Origin of the sequence: Occultella gossypii (assembly GCF_019947135.1) — a bacterium.
Classification (GTDB): Bacteria; Actinomycetota; Actinomycetes; order Actinomycetales; family Beutenbergiaceae; genus Occultella; species Occultella gossypii.
Map to the genome: position 1 here is coordinate 228,836 of NZ_JAGSHT010000017.1, position 14,836 is coordinate 243,671.

The 14,836-nt window shown below is 70.5% G+C and carries 17 protein-coding genes; 6 read left to right on the plus strand and 11 right to left on the minus strand.

Annotation, left to right across the window (positions count from 1 at the left end; all coding sequences use genetic code 11):
- Positions 1 to 131 precede the first annotated feature (131 nt).
- Entirely contained in the window at positions 132 to 473 is a 342-nt protein-coding gene (locus KCQ71_RS18765) for a hypothetical protein (protein ID WP_223408738.1), read from the plus strand.
- 5 nt (positions 474 to 478) lie between these two features.
- Here the strand turns inward: KCQ71_RS18765 and KCQ71_RS18770 are convergent, their stop codons facing one another.
- The 3 genes from KCQ71_RS18770 to KCQ71_RS18780 all read right to left on the minus strand — a co-directional run bounded on the left by KCQ71_RS18770 (position 479) and on the right by KCQ71_RS18780 (position 2,953).
- Positions 479 to 1,465 carry a bile acid:sodium symporter family protein gene (locus tag KCQ71_RS18770; RefSeq protein ID WP_223408740.1) on the minus strand — a complete coding sequence of 329 codons (987 nt, stop codon included), beginning with the start codon at positions 1,463 to 1,465 and terminating at the stop codon, positions 479 to 481.
- A 107-nt stretch (positions 1,466 to 1,572) separates the two neighbouring features.
- Positions 1,573 to 2,259 carry a DUF998 domain-containing protein gene (locus KCQ71_RS18775; RefSeq protein WP_223408742.1) on the minus strand — a complete coding sequence of 229 codons (687 nt, stop codon included), beginning with the start codon at positions 2,257 to 2,259 and terminating at the stop codon, positions 1,573 to 1,575.
- 103 nt (positions 2,260 to 2,362) lie between these two features.
- On the minus strand, positions 2,363 to 2,953 hold the full coding sequence (locus KCQ71_RS18780; RefSeq protein ID WP_223408744.1) for a dihydrofolate reductase family protein: 591 nt from the start codon (positions 2,951 to 2,953) through the stop codon (positions 2,363 to 2,365).
- 380 nt (positions 2,954 to 3,333) lie between these two features.
- Here KCQ71_RS18780 and KCQ71_RS18785 point away from each other — a divergent pair, with 380 nt between their 5' ends.
- A complete protein-coding gene (locus KCQ71_RS18785) occupies positions 3,334 to 3,858 on the plus strand; it encodes a hypothetical protein (protein WP_223408746.1) in 525 nt (174 codons plus the stop codon).
- A 17-nt stretch (positions 3,859 to 3,875) separates the two neighbouring features.
- Here the strand turns inward: KCQ71_RS18785 and KCQ71_RS18790 are convergent, their stop codons facing one another.
- From KCQ71_RS18790 to KCQ71_RS18805, 4 genes are all read right to left on the minus strand, one after another.
- Positions 3,876 to 4,481, minus strand: coding sequence for a response regulator transcription factor (locus KCQ71_RS18790; RefSeq protein ID WP_223408748.1), 606 nt, complete (start codon positions 4,479 to 4,481; stop codon positions 3,876 to 3,878).
- Complete coding sequence (locus tag KCQ71_RS18795; protein ID WP_223408750.1) at positions 4,478 to 5,671, minus strand: sensor histidine kinase; 1,194 nt, start codon at positions 5,669 to 5,671, stop codon at positions 4,478 to 4,480. The genes KCQ71_RS18790 and KCQ71_RS18795 overlap by 4 nt, the downstream gene beginning before the upstream one ends.
- 90 nt (positions 5,672 to 5,761) lie before the next feature.
- Positions 5,762 to 6,724, minus strand: a complete 963-nt coding sequence (gene ligD, locus KCQ71_RS18800) for a non-homologous end-joining DNA ligase (protein ID WP_223408752.1) — start codon at positions 6,722 to 6,724, stop codon at positions 5,762 to 5,764.
- Positions 6,725 to 6,765: 41 nt separating this feature from the next.
- The gene (locus tag KCQ71_RS18805; RefSeq protein ID WP_223408754.1) at positions 6,766 to 7,920 is read right to left on the minus strand and encodes an FAD-dependent oxidoreductase; all 1,155 of its coding nucleotides are present in this window, start codon (positions 7,918 to 7,920) and stop codon (positions 6,766 to 6,768) included.
- Between the two features lie 178 nt (positions 7,921 to 8,098).
- Here KCQ71_RS18805 and KCQ71_RS18810 point away from each other — a divergent pair, with 178 nt between their 5' ends.
- The 4 genes from KCQ71_RS18810 (at position 8,099) to KCQ71_RS18825 (ending at position 11,749) form a co-directional block, all read left to right on the plus strand.
- Positions 8,099 to 8,758, plus strand: a complete 660-nt coding sequence (locus tag KCQ71_RS18810) for a hypothetical protein (RefSeq protein ID WP_223408756.1) — start codon at positions 8,099 to 8,101, stop codon at positions 8,756 to 8,758.
- Positions 8,755 to 9,717 (plus strand): hypothetical protein, encoded by a 963-nt coding sequence (locus tag KCQ71_RS18815; protein WP_223408758.1) that lies wholly within the window; start codon positions 8,755 to 8,757, stop codon positions 9,715 to 9,717. Before KCQ71_RS18810 ends, KCQ71_RS18815 begins: the two co-directional genes overlap by 4 nt.
- A 69-nt stretch (positions 9,718 to 9,786) precedes the next feature.
- On the plus strand, positions 9,787 to 10,248 hold the full coding sequence (locus KCQ71_RS18820; RefSeq protein WP_223408760.1) for a VOC family protein: 462 nt from the start codon (positions 9,787 to 9,789) through the stop codon (positions 10,246 to 10,248).
- A gap of 271 nt (positions 10,249 to 10,519) precedes the next feature.
- Entirely contained in the window at positions 10,520 to 11,749 is a 1,230-nt protein-coding gene (locus KCQ71_RS18825) for a GrpB family protein (RefSeq protein ID WP_223408762.1), read from the plus strand.
- Positions 11,750 to 12,027: 278 nt separating this feature from the next.
- Here KCQ71_RS18825 and KCQ71_RS18830 read toward each other — a convergent pair whose 3' ends face one another.
- From KCQ71_RS18830 to KCQ71_RS18845, 4 genes are all read right to left on the minus strand, one after another.
- Entirely contained in the window at positions 12,028 to 12,972 is a 945-nt protein-coding gene (locus tag KCQ71_RS18830) for a CPBP family intramembrane glutamic endopeptidase (RefSeq protein ID WP_223408764.1), read from the minus strand.
- 63 nt (positions 12,973 to 13,035) lie between these two features.
- Positions 13,036 to 13,692: a hypothetical protein gene (locus tag KCQ71_RS18835; RefSeq protein WP_223408766.1), complete on the minus strand. Its 657-nt coding sequence runs from the start codon at positions 13,690 to 13,692 to the stop codon at positions 13,036 to 13,038.
- 109 nt (positions 13,693 to 13,801) lie between these two features.
- The gene (locus KCQ71_RS18840; protein WP_223408768.1) at positions 13,802 to 14,377 is read right to left on the minus strand and encodes a small multidrug efflux protein; all 576 of its coding nucleotides are present in this window, start codon (positions 14,375 to 14,377) and stop codon (positions 13,802 to 13,804) included.
- Positions 14,378 to 14,410: 33 nt separating this feature from the next.
- On the minus strand, positions 14,411 to 14,836 hold a 426-nt coding region (locus tag KCQ71_RS18845; protein ID WP_223408770.1), incomplete at its 5' end, for an alpha/beta fold hydrolase.

The window sequence follows — 14,836 nt, forward strand, 5'->3', positions numbered from 1 at the left end:
GCCTCACCCTCGAGACCGCCGGAACCAAAGGTCGGTTTCGACGCCGCGGCGACTACCTCGACGTTCGGGCGTCCTCATGGTCGGGTCCGCGTGGTCTGGGCCAGGCGGTCTGGGCCGGTAGCGTGCCGGGTATGGAGCCGAGCGCACCCACGGGTCCAAGTCGCACTGCGGCGGCCTGGGTGGTCGTCGCGGCGTCGCTGATCCTGCTCTGGTCACTGGTGGCGACGTGGCTCCTGGCGATCCCGGTCGCGGCCCAGGCGGCCTGTCCCGCGATCTACCCGGCGCCGCCCGGCTGCAGTCCGGCCCGGGTGCCGGCGGCCGCGCTGTGGTCCGCGATCCTGATCGCGGCGTACTCGACGGTGATCATCCTGGCGGTCAAGGCTCGCCACCGAGGGCTCGGTGCCCTGATCGGCGGTGTAGTCCTGCTGGCCGCGCTCGCCTTCGCGGCCCACCGGGTCACGTTGTACGTCTAGACCAGCTATGCCCGGCTCGCCACGACCCCGGGGTCCTCGGAGTTGCGGGCGAGCCGCCGGGCCAGGGCCGCGCACACGACCAGTTGCAGCTGGTGGAAGATGATCAGCGGCACGGCGATCGTCGCCGCGGTAGCCGCCGGGAACAGCACCACGGCCATCGGCAGTCCGGTCGCCAGGGACTTCTTGGACCCGCACATGAGCAGCGCGATCCGGTCGGCCCGGTTGAGCCGGACGCCACGACCACCCCACCAGGTCGCGACGAGCATGATCGCGAGCAGGACGGCGCTGATCACCAGCAGTGCCACGAGCATCACCCAGGAGACCGAGGACCAGACCCCGTCGGCCGTGGCCGAGGCGACCGCCCCGAACACGATCAGGATGATCGTGCTCCGGTCGAGCAGGGTGGTCAGCCACTTGTGCGCTCGCAGCCAGGTCCCGACCAAGGGCTGCAGGAGCTGACCGACGACGAACGGCAGAAGTAGCTGCAGCAGCACCGATCGCAGTCCGCCGAGCCCGCCGGCGCCCGACGCCCCCATCAGAGCGAGCACGAGCAGCGGGGTCAGCACCATACCGAGCAGGTTCGAGATCGTCGCCGCGCAGATCGCCCCGGCCACGTTTCCCCGCGCCACCGACACGAATGCCACCGAAGACTGCACCGTCGACGGCAGCAGTGACAGGAAAAGCACCCCGGCCGCCAGGGCATCGCCGATGATCGGCGCGGCCAACCAGGACACTCCCAGCCCGAGCAACGGGAACAGCAGGTAAGTCGATCCGAGGATGCTGCTCTGCAGGCGTACATTCTTCAGTCCGCCGACAACCTCGCGGGTGGACAGCCGCGCGCCGTAGACGAGGAACAGAAGGAAGACGGCGACGTCCCCAACGCCCTCGATCGCCCCGCGCAGCGCGTCCGGTACCGGCAGCACCAGCCCGAGGACCAGGGCGATCAGGATCCCGAGGACGAACGGGTCCACCCACCGGCGCAGGACCCTCATGCGAGATGCTCGAGCGTGGGTCGGACGGGGCAGCTGGAGTTCGGTGACACGAGAGGCAAGGGTAGCCCGGGACCGTTACGACCTGGTTTCGCGTGCCCCGCGCCGCATCAGACCCGGGTCGCGGTGACCCTGGCGCGGCGATACAGGTGCACCCCGAGCGCGGCGACCCACGCCCAGGAGATCAGCACGACCGCAGTGAAGCCGAGCACGATCGCCGGCGTGGAGGATCCGGACGCGATGCCGGCGAACCCGGCGAGGAACACGACGCCGACCGCGCGGGACACCCAGGCGGCACCGCGCCGGCCCTCGCGGGCCTGGCCCCGGGCCACGACGAACGTCGCGGCGATCAGGCCGCCGAAGCCGACCATGCCCGCGACCATGTGACCGAGGCCGTGCCAGGAGATCTCGGAGGCGGCCGCGGCACCCACCGGGTACCCGGCCATCGGGTCCGCGACCAGAAGGCCCGCCGCGACCAGGCCGACGCCGTACAGCCCGAGCAGCCGCGGCGCCCAGTGGGACGTCCAGGCCCGCGCGACCCCGACGGCGAACGCGATGACCATCGCGCCGGTCAGGATGAGGTTGACCATCTGGATCCAGCCCTGCGGGCCGGCGGCGAGCAGGCTCCAGTCGTGCCGGGTCAGGTCGAAGCCCTCATGGGCGAGCGCCTGTGCGAGCGAGACGACGACGTAGAACGGGCCTGCCACGACGCCCCAGCCGAGCAGGGACCGGGTCACGCGCTGTTCGGGGGTGCATTCGACTGCGTGGACGGTGGCGGGCTCACGGGTGGTGTTCATGTCTTCCTCCGGTTCTGGGCCGCCACGCTGGCGGCCTTCACCATCACCACGAACGGGGACACCGTGGATCGACAGCCCGGGCGGGGCAGGTGCGCCGGCCGGACTACTTCACCCGGTAGCGGGTGTGCAGGATTCCGCGTCCGACGAGAGCGCGTACCAGCTCGAGCTCGACGTGCTCGGCAGGCATGTCGTCGAACAGCCGACGACCCTGCCCGAGCAGCACAGGAATGACCTGCAGGGCCATCTCGTCGAGCTCCCCGGCGTGCAGGAACGCCCGCGCCGCCTCGGCGCCGTGCAGCAGGATGTCCCGATCGCCGGCGGCCTGCCTGGCCAGCGCCGCGGCCTCGCGGACATCGGTGACGTAGCGGGCGTGCCCAGGGGCGGGCTCGTCGGGGACGGATCGGGTGAGCACGAAGATCGGGACGCCGTCATGGTGGTCGCCGTTCCAGCGTCCGCCGTGGTCGAACGTGCGTCGGCCGGTGAGGACGGCGCCGGTGGCCATCGCGTCGGCCATGACGGCGGCACTGACCTCGTCCTCGGTCCTGATGGCGGCGGGGACAGATCCCCCGCCGTCGAGGTTGAGGGAGTCGTGCAGGCACTCGCCACCGATGCCGAGTCCCTGCTCCGGCCCGTCCTCCGGTCCCGCGATGAACCCGTCCAGGGACATCCACATGTAGAGCACGATCTTGCCCATGACCAATCCTTCCAAGACGTTGAGATAGCCCCACCGCCGGCGGCGATCGCCAGAGGATCCTCCTGCGTCTCACATCCTCCTCGGTGTGATCCATCGATGCTCCCGCGGGACCGCCCACACCCACCCATGGCCACTGTCACGGGCTCGGCATGACAGAACCCTCCCGGGAGCATGTCGACCCAGGTCCCCGGGGCGGTCAACGAACTCATGACAGATGGCATGGGTTCCCCGGGCGCGTTCCGGCCACAGGCTGGGCGGCACCAGAAGCCCACGACACGGAGATCATGATGCAATCGCACACCGATAGCCCGACGCCGTCGCCTCGAACCGGCGGTCCCGCCACCCCCACCACGCCGGGCCGGCACGGCCGCCTCCGAGCCGTGGCGGCCAGGTGGCCGAGCGTGGTCGGCGCGCTGGCGCTGCTGGCCAACGTGTGGGGTGGCACCGACGCGCACGTCACCGCGATGATCATCATCCTCGCGGCGATGGTCTACGTCGCCGCGGCGGCCCTCGACTCCCGCCCGAGCGCGTGGGTGATGGTCGCCGTCGCCACGGTGGCGGTGACGATCGCGATGGTCACGGCCCTCGACGCGATCGTGGTGCTGCTCGTCATGGCGGCCGGCTTCGCCGTGTTCGGGATGCTGCGCGGCCCGCGCATCCGGCGCGAGGTCGCCATCCAGACGGCCGGGTTCGTCGCCTTCGCGGCGGTCGCTCTGGGCGCGATGATGGTCGGCGCGGTGGCCGCGGCGCTGCTGGCCGCGACCGCGTCCCTCGGGCATTCGGCATGGGATGCCGTGCACCACCGCCGGGACCGGGTGGTCTCCCGGTCCCTCGCCGAGGCGTGCATGGTCCTCGACATCGGTCTCGGTCTCGCGCTGCTGGTCACCGTCGCGGTCACTGCCTGACGATGCTGATGCGGCGGCTACACCCAACCCTCGTCGACGGCACGCCGGTAGGCCTCGCCACGCGACTGCACGCCGAGCTTGTGCGTGATGGCGACCAGGTAGTTGCGCACGGTCCCGGGCGAGAGGTAGACGGCTCGGGCGACGTCCCGGATAGGGCGGTCCGCGCCTGCGAGCGCGAGTACCTCGGCCTCGCGGGGCGTCAGTGGTGAGGGCGGCGCGGTGAGCGCGTCGGCGGCCAGGACCGGGTCGACGTACCGCTGGCCGGCGTGCACCCGCCGGACCACGTCGGCGAGCGCACTGCCCGGCCCACCCTTGGCGAGGAACCCGCGGGCGCCGGACGCCAACGCGCGGCGCAGCACCGCCGGCTTGCCGTGCGCGGTCAGGATGACCGCTCGGCACTCCGGGAGCACCCGGGCCAGTTCGGTGACGACTTCGTACCCGTCCAGCCCGGGCATCTGCAGATCGACGACGGCGACGTCCGGCCGGTGTCGTTGTGCCTGATCGACGGCGTCCCTGCCGTCGGCAGCCGTGGCGACGACCGCCAGGTCCTCCTCGCGGTCGAGCAGCACGCCGAGGGCGTGCCGGATGAGCTCCTCGTCCTCGGCCAGCAGCACCCGGATCATGCGGCCGGCACCTCGGCCCGGATCTCGAACCTCGCGTCGTCGGCCGGGCCCCAGCCCAGCCGCACGCCGACGGCCGCGCATCGGGCGGCCAGGCCGGGCAAGCCGGTGCCGCCGCTCCCGCGCGGGCCGTCGATGCGGCCTCGCGGGGCCTCGGCGCCATCGTTCACGATCACCAGTATTCGACGATCGACGTCCGGGCGGAAGGTGATTGTCACCGTCCTCGCCTCGGCGTGCCGCAGGATGTTCGTCACCGACTCCCGCACCACGGCCGCCAGCGCGGCGGACACCGGCTCGGGTAGGGACGGGGGCGACGGCGGAACGTCCACCTGCACGCCGATGCCTGCCGAGGAGAGCACCAGGGTCGCGGCGTCGAGCTGTTCGTACAGGTCCAGCTCCGTGCCGCCACGCAGGGCGGCGCGCGCCTGGGTCACCGTCTCGAGCGCGATGGTCTGGATGGCCCGGCTCTCCTCGCCGGCGCGATCAGGGTCGCTGGACGCCAGGTCTGCGGCGATCTCCGCCTTCAGCGCGATGACGCCGAGTCGGTGGCCGAGCACATCGTGCAGCTCGCGGGCCACGCGCAGCCGCTCCCGGGTCACCGCCGCCTCGGCCTCGCTCGCGCGGGCGGTCTCCGCCCGCGCCAGGAGCCGGAGCAGCCAGACGGCGGCGAAACCCATGAATGCCGTCACCGCGGCGGTGCTGAACAGGGCGAGCAGGTTCGGGCCGAGCGCCTGCTCGGTCCAGATCGCGCCACCGACGGCCGCGGCACCGAGCACGGCGGCCACGGCGAGGATCCCCGGCCACGCCGCGACCAGCACGACGCTGCCGAGCACCACCCCGGCCGGCCATGCCCACGGCTCGTCACTCGGCCCCGCCCAGGCGTAGCACGCCGGCCAGGCGAGCAGGATCGCGGCCACGAGCACAACCCAGAGCCGTCGCTGCACCCGCGGCTCCGTCCAGGGCGTCACGGCCGTCCAGTAGACGGCGACGAGCAGCCCACCACAGGCCAGCAGCACCGCCACGAGCGCGGCCCGGCCCCACGCCGTCGGCGGCTCGGTGAGGAGCACCGGCAACCCGACGAGCCAGATGACGTTGCTGCACAGGACGACCAGGACGGCCCGGCGGGGGGCGCGCAGCGCCTGGAACACGCCGGGACGCGCCGTTATCACCTGCTGCGCGCTCGTCGGCATCATCGTCGTGGCGTCCTCTCGACCCCATCGACTCTAGGACGCGGCGGCGCTCCCTACCCGGTGCGGGTTGTCACCGATGTGCGTGACAACCGCTCAGTCGTTGCCGCCCGGATCCGGCTCGTCGCGCTCATCCCGCTCCGCCCACTCGAGCAGCTCGTCCAGCCGGTGCGCCTTCGAGTCGATGTCGGCGTGCAGATCCCCGAGCTCGGCGAACCGGGCCGGGACGGTCGCGATCGTGAATGCGGTCGGGTCCACGTCGTCGATCTCGTCCCATCGGATCGGCGTGGACACCGTGCCCTCGTCCTTGCCGCGCACCGAGTAGGCGCTGGCGATGGTGTGGTCGCGGGCGTTCTGGTTGTAGTCGACGAACACCGCGGCCGGATCCCGGTCCTTGCGCCACCAGGCGGTGGTGACGTCCCTCGGCGCGCGCCGTTCCACCTCCCGCGCGAACGCGAGCGCGGCCCGGCGCACCTCGTCGAAGCCCCAGTTCGGTTCGATCCGGACGTAGATGTGCAGCCCGGATCCGCCGGAGGTCTTCGGGTAGCCGGTCATGCCGAGGCCATCGAGCACCTCGTGGGCGACGTGCGCCACCCGCCGCACCCGGTCGAACGGGCAGTCCGGCATCGGGTCCAGGTCGATGCGCCACTCGTCGGGCTTCTCGGTGTCCGCGCGCCGGGAGTTCCAGGGGTGGAACTCGACGGTGGACATCTGCACGGCCCAGATCACGCTCGCGAGCTCCGTCACGCAGAGTTCGTCGGCGGTCCGGTTGTACCGCGGGAAGTGCAGCTCCACGGTCTCGACCCAGTCCGGCGCGCCGCGCGGCAGCCGCTTCTGGTGCACCTTCGCGCCCGCGACGCCGTCCGGGAACCGGTGCAGCATGCATGGCCGCTCCCGCAGCGCGCGCACGATGCCCTCGCCGACGGCGAGGTAGTAGTTCGCGAGGTCGAGTTTCGTCTCCCCGCGCGCGGCGAACATCACCCGCTCGGGGTGGCTGATCCGCACGGTGCGTCCGCCGACGTCGAGTTCGACGGCGGTGTCGTCGGCCTTGGCTGCCATGTCGCCGAGCGTAGTGGTCGCCCCGCGCGGGCGCCCGGGCGTCAGCCGGTGTACTCCAGCGAGGTGTCCTCGCCGCGGGCGTGCTCGGTGGCGTCGTCGAAGCGGTGGAACTGCTCGGCCATGAGGTCGGCGAACAGGTCCACGCCCTTCATCCGGCTGGTCTCGTCGGGCCCGTGGAAGCGCGGCGCACCGGACTCGTCGAGCAGCTGGGAGGCACCACCGTCGGGCCCCAGCGGTAACACGATGCGCTCGGGCGGCGGCACGTACACGGCCGACGGCGAACGGCCGGCGATCAGGTCCGCGATGTTCGTGGCGACCGCCCGGCCGTGGGCGCGAGCGGCGTCGGCCCGCTTGGTCTCGGGCAGGTCCGCGATGTCGCCGACGGCGAAGACCTGTTCGTGCCCGGCGACGCTCAGGTGCTCGGTGACCCGGAGGGTGCCGTCCGGGCGGCGCGCGTCGAGGAGGCCGCCGGCCAGGTAGTCGGTCATCGCCCGGTTGCCGTAGCAGCGGAACCAGACCTGCGCGTTGATCTCCACCCCGGCGTCGGTGCGGACCGTGAAGTCGTGCAGGCGCCCGACGTCCATCGGAGGCAGGAAGCCGAGTGGTGCGCCGAGGACGAGGTCGACCTCCCGCTCGATCAGTTGGGTCCGGATCGAGTCGCGCACCTGCGGGATCACGTCGATCGTGGTCAGGATGTCATCGGCCTGGTCCACGAGGACCACGCCCAGGCCCGGGAAGGCCGAGGTGAGTTCGCCGGCGAGTTCCACCCCGACCGGGCCGGCGCCCACCAGGAGCACCCGCCGCGCCTCGCCGAGCGCCTCGCGCAGCCGTGCCATCCGCGAGCGCACCACCCGTTCCTCGGTCTCCAGGAACTTCGCCGGGAACGGGTACCCGGTGCCGGTGGCGAGGACGAGGTAGTCGGCATCGACGTACTCGGTCCGACTGAAGCTGACCCGGGTGGGTGTGACGGCACGCGCGGTGTCATGGATGACTCGGCCGCGGTTGAGCAGCCGGTCATAGGGCAGGAACACCCGATCCTCGAAGGCCGGGTCCGCGACGGCTCGGAGCGTGCCGACCGCGTGCACGAACGCATCCTTGGACTCCACCAGGATCACGTCCGCGACCGCATCGAGCTGCTGTGCCACGGCGACCCCGCCGTACCCGCCGCCGACCACGACCACTCGTGGGTGTGCCATCGTCTCCTCGATCCGCTCGGAGGGCCTGCCTGCTCCCTCTGGTCTACTCCGAACCGCGGGCAAAGTCTCTAGATCGTGCGCTGGATCACCGTGTCGGCGGTCACACCGGCCCGGGTCAGTCGGGCCGATGCGGCCGGACGTGCTCGCCTGCACACGGACCGTGGATGATGGTGTCCCGATGTCTGTCGTGGAGTGGTCCGCCCAGGTGTTCGCCGCCGTGGGCGACGTGCTGTCCTTCCGGGTGCCGCCGGTGCTGCTCGACTCACCCGGTCACGCTCTGTCCCTCGCCGTCGGGATCGCGGTGCTGGCCGGCCTGTCGACCATGCTCGGGCATGCCGTCGTGTTCGTGATCAACCGGGTCCGGCGGGTGCGGATGGTGGCCGCGATGGCACTCGGGGCGGTCTACACCGTGCTGCTGCGCGGCCTGACGGGTATCGGCATCGCGCTGGTCGCGTGGCTGATCACGCGGGGCAACGTCGACGGCCAGATGATCACCGCCGCCTACCTGTTCGCCATCGCGCCGCACGTGCTGGCGTTCCTCGTGTTCATCCCCTATCTCGGCCTGCTGTTCGGCCGGGTCCTCGAGGTGTGGTCGGCGGTCGCGCTCGCGGTCCTGCTGGGCCCGGTGCTCGGGGTCGGGCTGCTGCCGGCCATTGCCATCTCCGGTGTCGCATGGGCCGCCGCACACCTGCTCTCGGTCGTCCTCGCCGGGCCGCTGGCGACCATGAGTTCCCGGGCCTGGACGCTCGTGACCGGCCACGAGACCATCCTGACCTCGTCCGACATCCTCTCCGGCGCCCCGTTCGTGCCGCTCGAGCACCGGGAGCATCACCGATGATCGAGGCGCTGTTCCTGGGGCTCGTGGTGCTCGCGCTGGTCTTTGCGCTGCTCGCGCCGTTGGAGTCCCTGCGGTGGTGGTCACGGCGCAAGGACACCCCGGTTCTTGAGTCGCTGGCGCGACCGGAAACCGGCGACGGCGTCCCTGCGGTCCCGCGGGACGCCCGCCTCTTCGTGGTGTACCTGTCCGGGATCGGCGCCGTGGACGGCACCACCGACTCCCGGCGCGAGCAAGCGGTGCTGGCGACCCTGGCGCGAGAGCTGCCGGACGCCGTCATTGCCGCGGACGTGTTCCCCTACGCCGTCGAGAACCGGGGCCTGACCCAACGGTGGACGAACTGGTTCTGGAGACGGTTGCAACGCCTTCAGCGGGTTCCGGTCGCGAGGACCGCGTCCAAGCTGATCAACCTCCGCAACGCGCTGCGGGTGCTGGTCTCGGCCGATCCGCGCTACGGCCCGACGTTCAATCTCGCGGTCGCGCAGGAGATCGCGGAGTCGTTGTCGCGGCACGGCTACGACTGGGACGTCCGGCCGCCGGTGACGGTGGTCGGGTACAGCGGCGGCGGCCAGATCGCACTCGGCGCGAGCTGGTTCCTGGCCGCGCTCGACGTGCCGGTGTCGGTGTTCTCCATCGGTGGGGTCCTCGCCTCCGACCCGGCGCTGGACCGGGTTCGGCACCTCTGGCATGTGTACGGATCCAGGGACCGGATCCAGCGCCTCGGGCACATCGTGTTCCCGGGCCGGTGGCCCACGGCCCGGATCTCGCCCTGGGCCCGGGCGATGCGGGACGGGCGGATCACGGTGCGCTGTATCGGGCCGATGCGGCACATGGGCAGCCGGGACTACTTCGACAGGCACCACAAGGACGCCGAGGGCGTCGACTACCGCCGGCGCACGGTCGAGGCGCTCCTCGATGCGCTCCGGTCCGAGACGCAGTCGCTTGGGACTCTCGGCCGATAGCGGAACGAATCTGTCCGCTACCTGGGTCAGGGTGGGACCCTGAACATCCGCGCCCGAGATGGGGATTCGATGAGCCGCACGATCCAGATCACCTTCGACGCCCACGACCCACGCGTCCTCTCAACGTTCTGGCGGGATCTGCTCGGCTACGTGCACCCCGCGCCGCCAGGTGTGGAGCTCGCGCCGGGCGCGGACCCGCTCGCCGCCTGGGACGACTTCCTCGAGCGCTCCGGGGTCCCCGAGGATCAGCGCAACAGTGCCTCGGCGCTGGAGGATCCCGACGGTGCCGGCCCACGGCTCTACTTCCAGCAGGTGCCTGAGGACAAGGTCGCCAAGAACCGCGTCCACCTCGACGTCCGGACCGCGTCCGACCTCCGCGGCGACGAGCGCATGGCCGCGCTGGAGGTCGAGTGCGACCGGCTTGTCACCCTGGGCGCCACCCGCATCCAGCGCTTCGAACCGGAGGCCCCGACGAGCATCGGGTTCATCGTGATGGCCGACCCCGAGGGCAACGAGTTCTGCTTGGACTGAGGCGGGCTGCCGGCAGGGTCCCGGACGTGCGGACCTCGAGCTCTGACCCGCCTACTCCGGCACCGTGGTCACCGACCGCCCGCTCGATATCCGATGGCAGCTGTGCGCGACTGCCGACTCCTCGCGGGGTCGGCGGGCGGCTCTCAGCTGCCGTCGTGAGCGCGGGTGACCTTGTGAGATCGACCAGACCAGCGAGTACGTCCAGGGCCGTATCGTCCGATACGTCCACCGAGGGTTGACGGGCAGTCGCCCGCGAGGGAACGTCGGTGCCATGGGACTTCTCGCCGATGCGATCCAGGTCGTCCCTGGATCGAGCCCGGAGGCGCGGCCGCTCGTGCTGCTCCACGGTACGGATGGACACGAGGACGACTTGCTGCCGTTGGCGCAGGCGATCGCCCCGGAGATGCCCAAGGTGGCAGTCCGTGGAGGCATCGCGACCGACGACGGTCACGCGTTCGTGCGGAGGCACCCCGATCGCCGGATCGACGAGGCGGACCTAGCGGCGCGGGCCCACGCACTGGCGCAGGCCATCACCACCGCCTGCGCGGAGCGCAACCTAGCCGAGCACCCGGTCCTTCTGGGGTACTCGAGCGGCGCGATCATGGCGGCCGCGTTGCTGATGCTGGCATCCGAGCGCTTTGCTGGCGGTGCACTCCTCCGGCCGCTGCCGCCCTTCACCACGCACCGCCAACGCGGAGGACATCACCCTACGAAGCCAGTGCTGATCATCGAAGGCACGAAGGACCATCGCCGATCACGGCAGGACGGTACCGATGTGGCTGAGATGCTCGGGCCAGGTTTCGAGGTAGCCCGTCACGTCCTCGACGTCGGTCACCCGATCACGGAGTCCGATGGAGTGATCGCACGCCGCTGGATCCGGACAGCATTCCCCCGAGTCGAGCGGCCGTCTCGCCACCGCTCCCTGGCGGAGCATCGCGATAACCCGGGCGACGACATCTGGGTCCATGGCCGCCCGACTCCGCGCCCGATCGAGGTAGCCGACTACGACCCGTCGTGGCCAGCACGCTACGAGGTCGTCGCGGAGCGCGTCCGAGCGGCGCTCGGGGTGCGGGTGCTCGGGCTGCAGCACGTCGGCTCGACGTCAGTGCCGGGGCTGCCTGCCAAGCCGATCATCGACGTCGACCTCACGGTCGCCGAGGCCGCCGACGAACCGGCCTACCTACCAGACCTCGAAGCGGCCGGCTTCGAGCTGGTCATCCGGGAGCCGGCGTGGCACGAGCACCGCGCGCTCAAGCACACCGATCCCGACACCAACCTGCACGTGTTCGGCCGCGAGTGTCCCGAGGTCGCCCGTCAGCGCCTCTTTCGCGACTGGCTCATCGAGCACCCCGACGATCTCGCGCGATATCGCGATGCGAAACTCAGGGCGGCCACGCACACCACGGCCAGCGGTGGAATCGTCACCGATTACAACCGGCACAAGGAGCCCATCATCCGGGAGATCTACGACAAGATCTTCAAGGATCGAGGATTGCTCTAGCCGATCGACAGCCTTGAGTGCGAGCGCTTGACGATACTTTGAACATCCTCCACGAGGTCTTACGCGCAGACGGTGGCTCTCTGCGCAACGCTCTGACCCGAAGTGATCCTCATCATGAGCGGCGCGTGTCACCCCAGTGGCAGTTCTGAAGACCACGCCGTGCCCAGCGTCCCCGCTGCCTGCGACCCTGCTGCCTCCGACGCGGTCGGCTCGAGGCCAGCACGTGACCCGCGGGGTCAGGGTTCCTGCCGGGCGGACGAGCCAGTCGAGTCCCTCCGTCACAGAGCCGAGGCACCCGAGAGCTCGGGTGTTGCTCGTTCGGCCGGCGAGCGCGGGGTCCGCGCCGGCCCGGTGCGTCGGGTCAGCATCCACACCACCACGGTCACGAGCACAACCACTACGGCGGGACCGACTATCGTCGCCACCTCCCCGACGCCTGCCGAACGATCCGCCGAGGCCGTGAAATCCTGGCGCAACGCAGCTTCGAGCACGAAGACCAGCGTGTTGAGCCCGGCGTGCAGCACCACCGCGACCTCGAGGCCGCCGGTGCGCCAGGTGATCAACGCGGTCCCGACGGCGAAGATGAGGTAGTGGACGTTCAACCACACGTCGGTCGAGAAGTGGATGGTCGCGAAGACCACACTCGAGACCAGGACGCCGACGACGAGGCCCGCCCGCGCCCCATGCGCCCATCCTCCGGCGACCCGGAACACCAGACCGCGGTATCCGTACTCCTCACCCGCGGCCTGCAGCGGGGTGAGCAACAGCGTGGCAAGGATGAACCAGATCACGTCCGTATTCGTCCAGGTGGTTCCCTCCGGCACCGGCGCCAAGTACTGGATGCCCAGCAACACGATCCACACGGGAAGGATGAGAACGAGCGCCCGCCCGAAGATGTCGAACCGGAACCGCGAGATCACCGAGTGCAGCGATGCTCCCCTGACCCCATAGAGCCAGCGCTGGATGAGCATGCTCCACGGGATCATCACCGCGACAGAGGCCAGCCCCGCGGCGTGGACCAGCGGCGTATACGCCGCACGGCCGTCGGTGCCGATCGCAGCATCCACAGCGTGCGCGGCGGTTGTGAGGATGATGCTAATGAGCAGCAGTCCGCCGATCAGGAGCACGATCGCGAGGATGCCGCGACCGATGCGACGTCTCTCCCCGGCGAGCACCCGGTGGTACGGGACATCGGGCGGAACGGTGTGCGTTTGCTGGCTCATGAGTCTTGAGTCCTTTCGAGGTCGGATTGGCGGAGCACGCGTAAGAGTGGTTCGGGTCGTGGCTCAGGCACCGGCGCCGTCGAGCAACCAGTGGTACTTCAGGCGCAGCGCGCGCTCGGTGCTGGCAAGTCCAGCCGCAAAACCCAAGGTGATGTTGAGCCAGAGCGGTAGCTGCACCGGCGACTCGAAGTGCCCGAATCGCTGTGCGAGCGGCGGAATCTGAGAGAGGGGCTCCAGCAGTTGCAGCACGTTCACGCCCAGGCCGACGATCAGCATGCCGACCGCGATCACGCCCACCCAGCGGCTGAGCACCGGATGATCCCGATCGAATCGAAGCCTCCTGCCGATCGCCGTCCGCGGGTGCGGGGTCAGCTGACGGGCGACGCCGCCGTCCGGCTGGAAGTGCGCGCGCCGGATCCCGACCGAACTGAGAGACACCTCGACCACGCCGCCCTCGACGGGCACGACAGCGGGCAGCGGCGACTCGGCGTGGTGCCGCTCGTCGAGGTACAGATGCACCTTGCCGAGGTCGCCGGCCTGCTTGCCGGAGACGCGGACGTCGACCAGGTAGTTGGCTCGGCTGCCGTCCGCCTTGACGAGCCGCAGCGCGAACAGGCGTCGCCCCGCGAGCTGGTGCCACCAGCGGAACGGCTCGATCGGACGGCCGTCTCCGGCACGGGTTCGGTTCGCACCCTTTCGGCGCCGTCGATCGCTCAGCATCAGCACGCTCCCTCCGGGTAGTTCAGGGCCGGCCCAGCGACGTCCTTCGGCCCACCGGGGTTGCGGGCCCGCCCTCGGCGAGCGGTTCGTCCTGCTGCTCGGTCATGGCTCACGACACCCCGACGACAATGGTGAGCGCGGCCCACGCCGCGACGGTGCCGATCGACGTCCAGATCACGATCGCGATGGCCTGCCAGAGCAGGACCCACCGGCGTGGAGTTCCGCCGCCCACGAGGATCGCCGATGTGATCTGGGTCGGGATGGCGAGAGGGCCGAGGATGCTCGCGCCGGGGACGCCGAAACGGACGAGCCATCTGTTGAAGCGCTGACGCCCCTTCGACTCGGGGTTCGCGGTCGCCGTCTCCTGGAACGCCGCGCCGTCGACGCTCGGTCGCGCTCCTGAGCCGCCGCTCACCCCGACCGGGCTTGGTCGTCGATCGACGATGGCCGTCCTGGCGCGTGAGGTGAGGGCAACGACGAGCAGCACGCACAGAAAGTTCCCGGTGGCTGCGGCGACGCCCGCGACGATGGGATGGACACCACCGGCGATGCCGATGAGGGCCGCTCCCTCACCATCGATGAACGGGATCGCGCCCGCGAGCATGATGATGAACGGCTGGACGATCTCCGGCACGTGGGCGACGAGTTCCTGGAAGTTGCTGATCAGTTGCTCGATGGGACTCATGTCTGACCTCTCCGTTGCTGTGATGTGAGTGCGTCATGTGGCGGCACTGCCGTCCTCGCCGTGGAGGGAGTCGATGAAGGTGCGCAGTGCGTCGTTGACCTCGTCGGCGTGCGTCCAGAGCAGCCCGTGTGGGGCGCCCTCGATCTCCAGGTAGCGGGCGTCGGGCAGTGCCTGAGCGAAGCGGCGGGCCGTGCTGTCGATGGGCAGGATCCTGTCGGCGGTGCCGTGCAGGATCAGAGCCGGTTTCCCGCTGCTGCGGACTGCGTCGACATCACCGCGGAAGTCCTCGATCCACGAGGAGACGACGGCGTAGGACGCCACCGGGGCGCTGGCGACCGCGACGTTCCAGCTTCCGGTGACCGCTTCGTGGCTGATGCGAGAGCCGAGGTTCTCGTCGAGGTTGTAGAAGTCGGAGAAGAACTGCGTGTACCAGGCGTAGCGGTCACTCGTCGCCCGGGC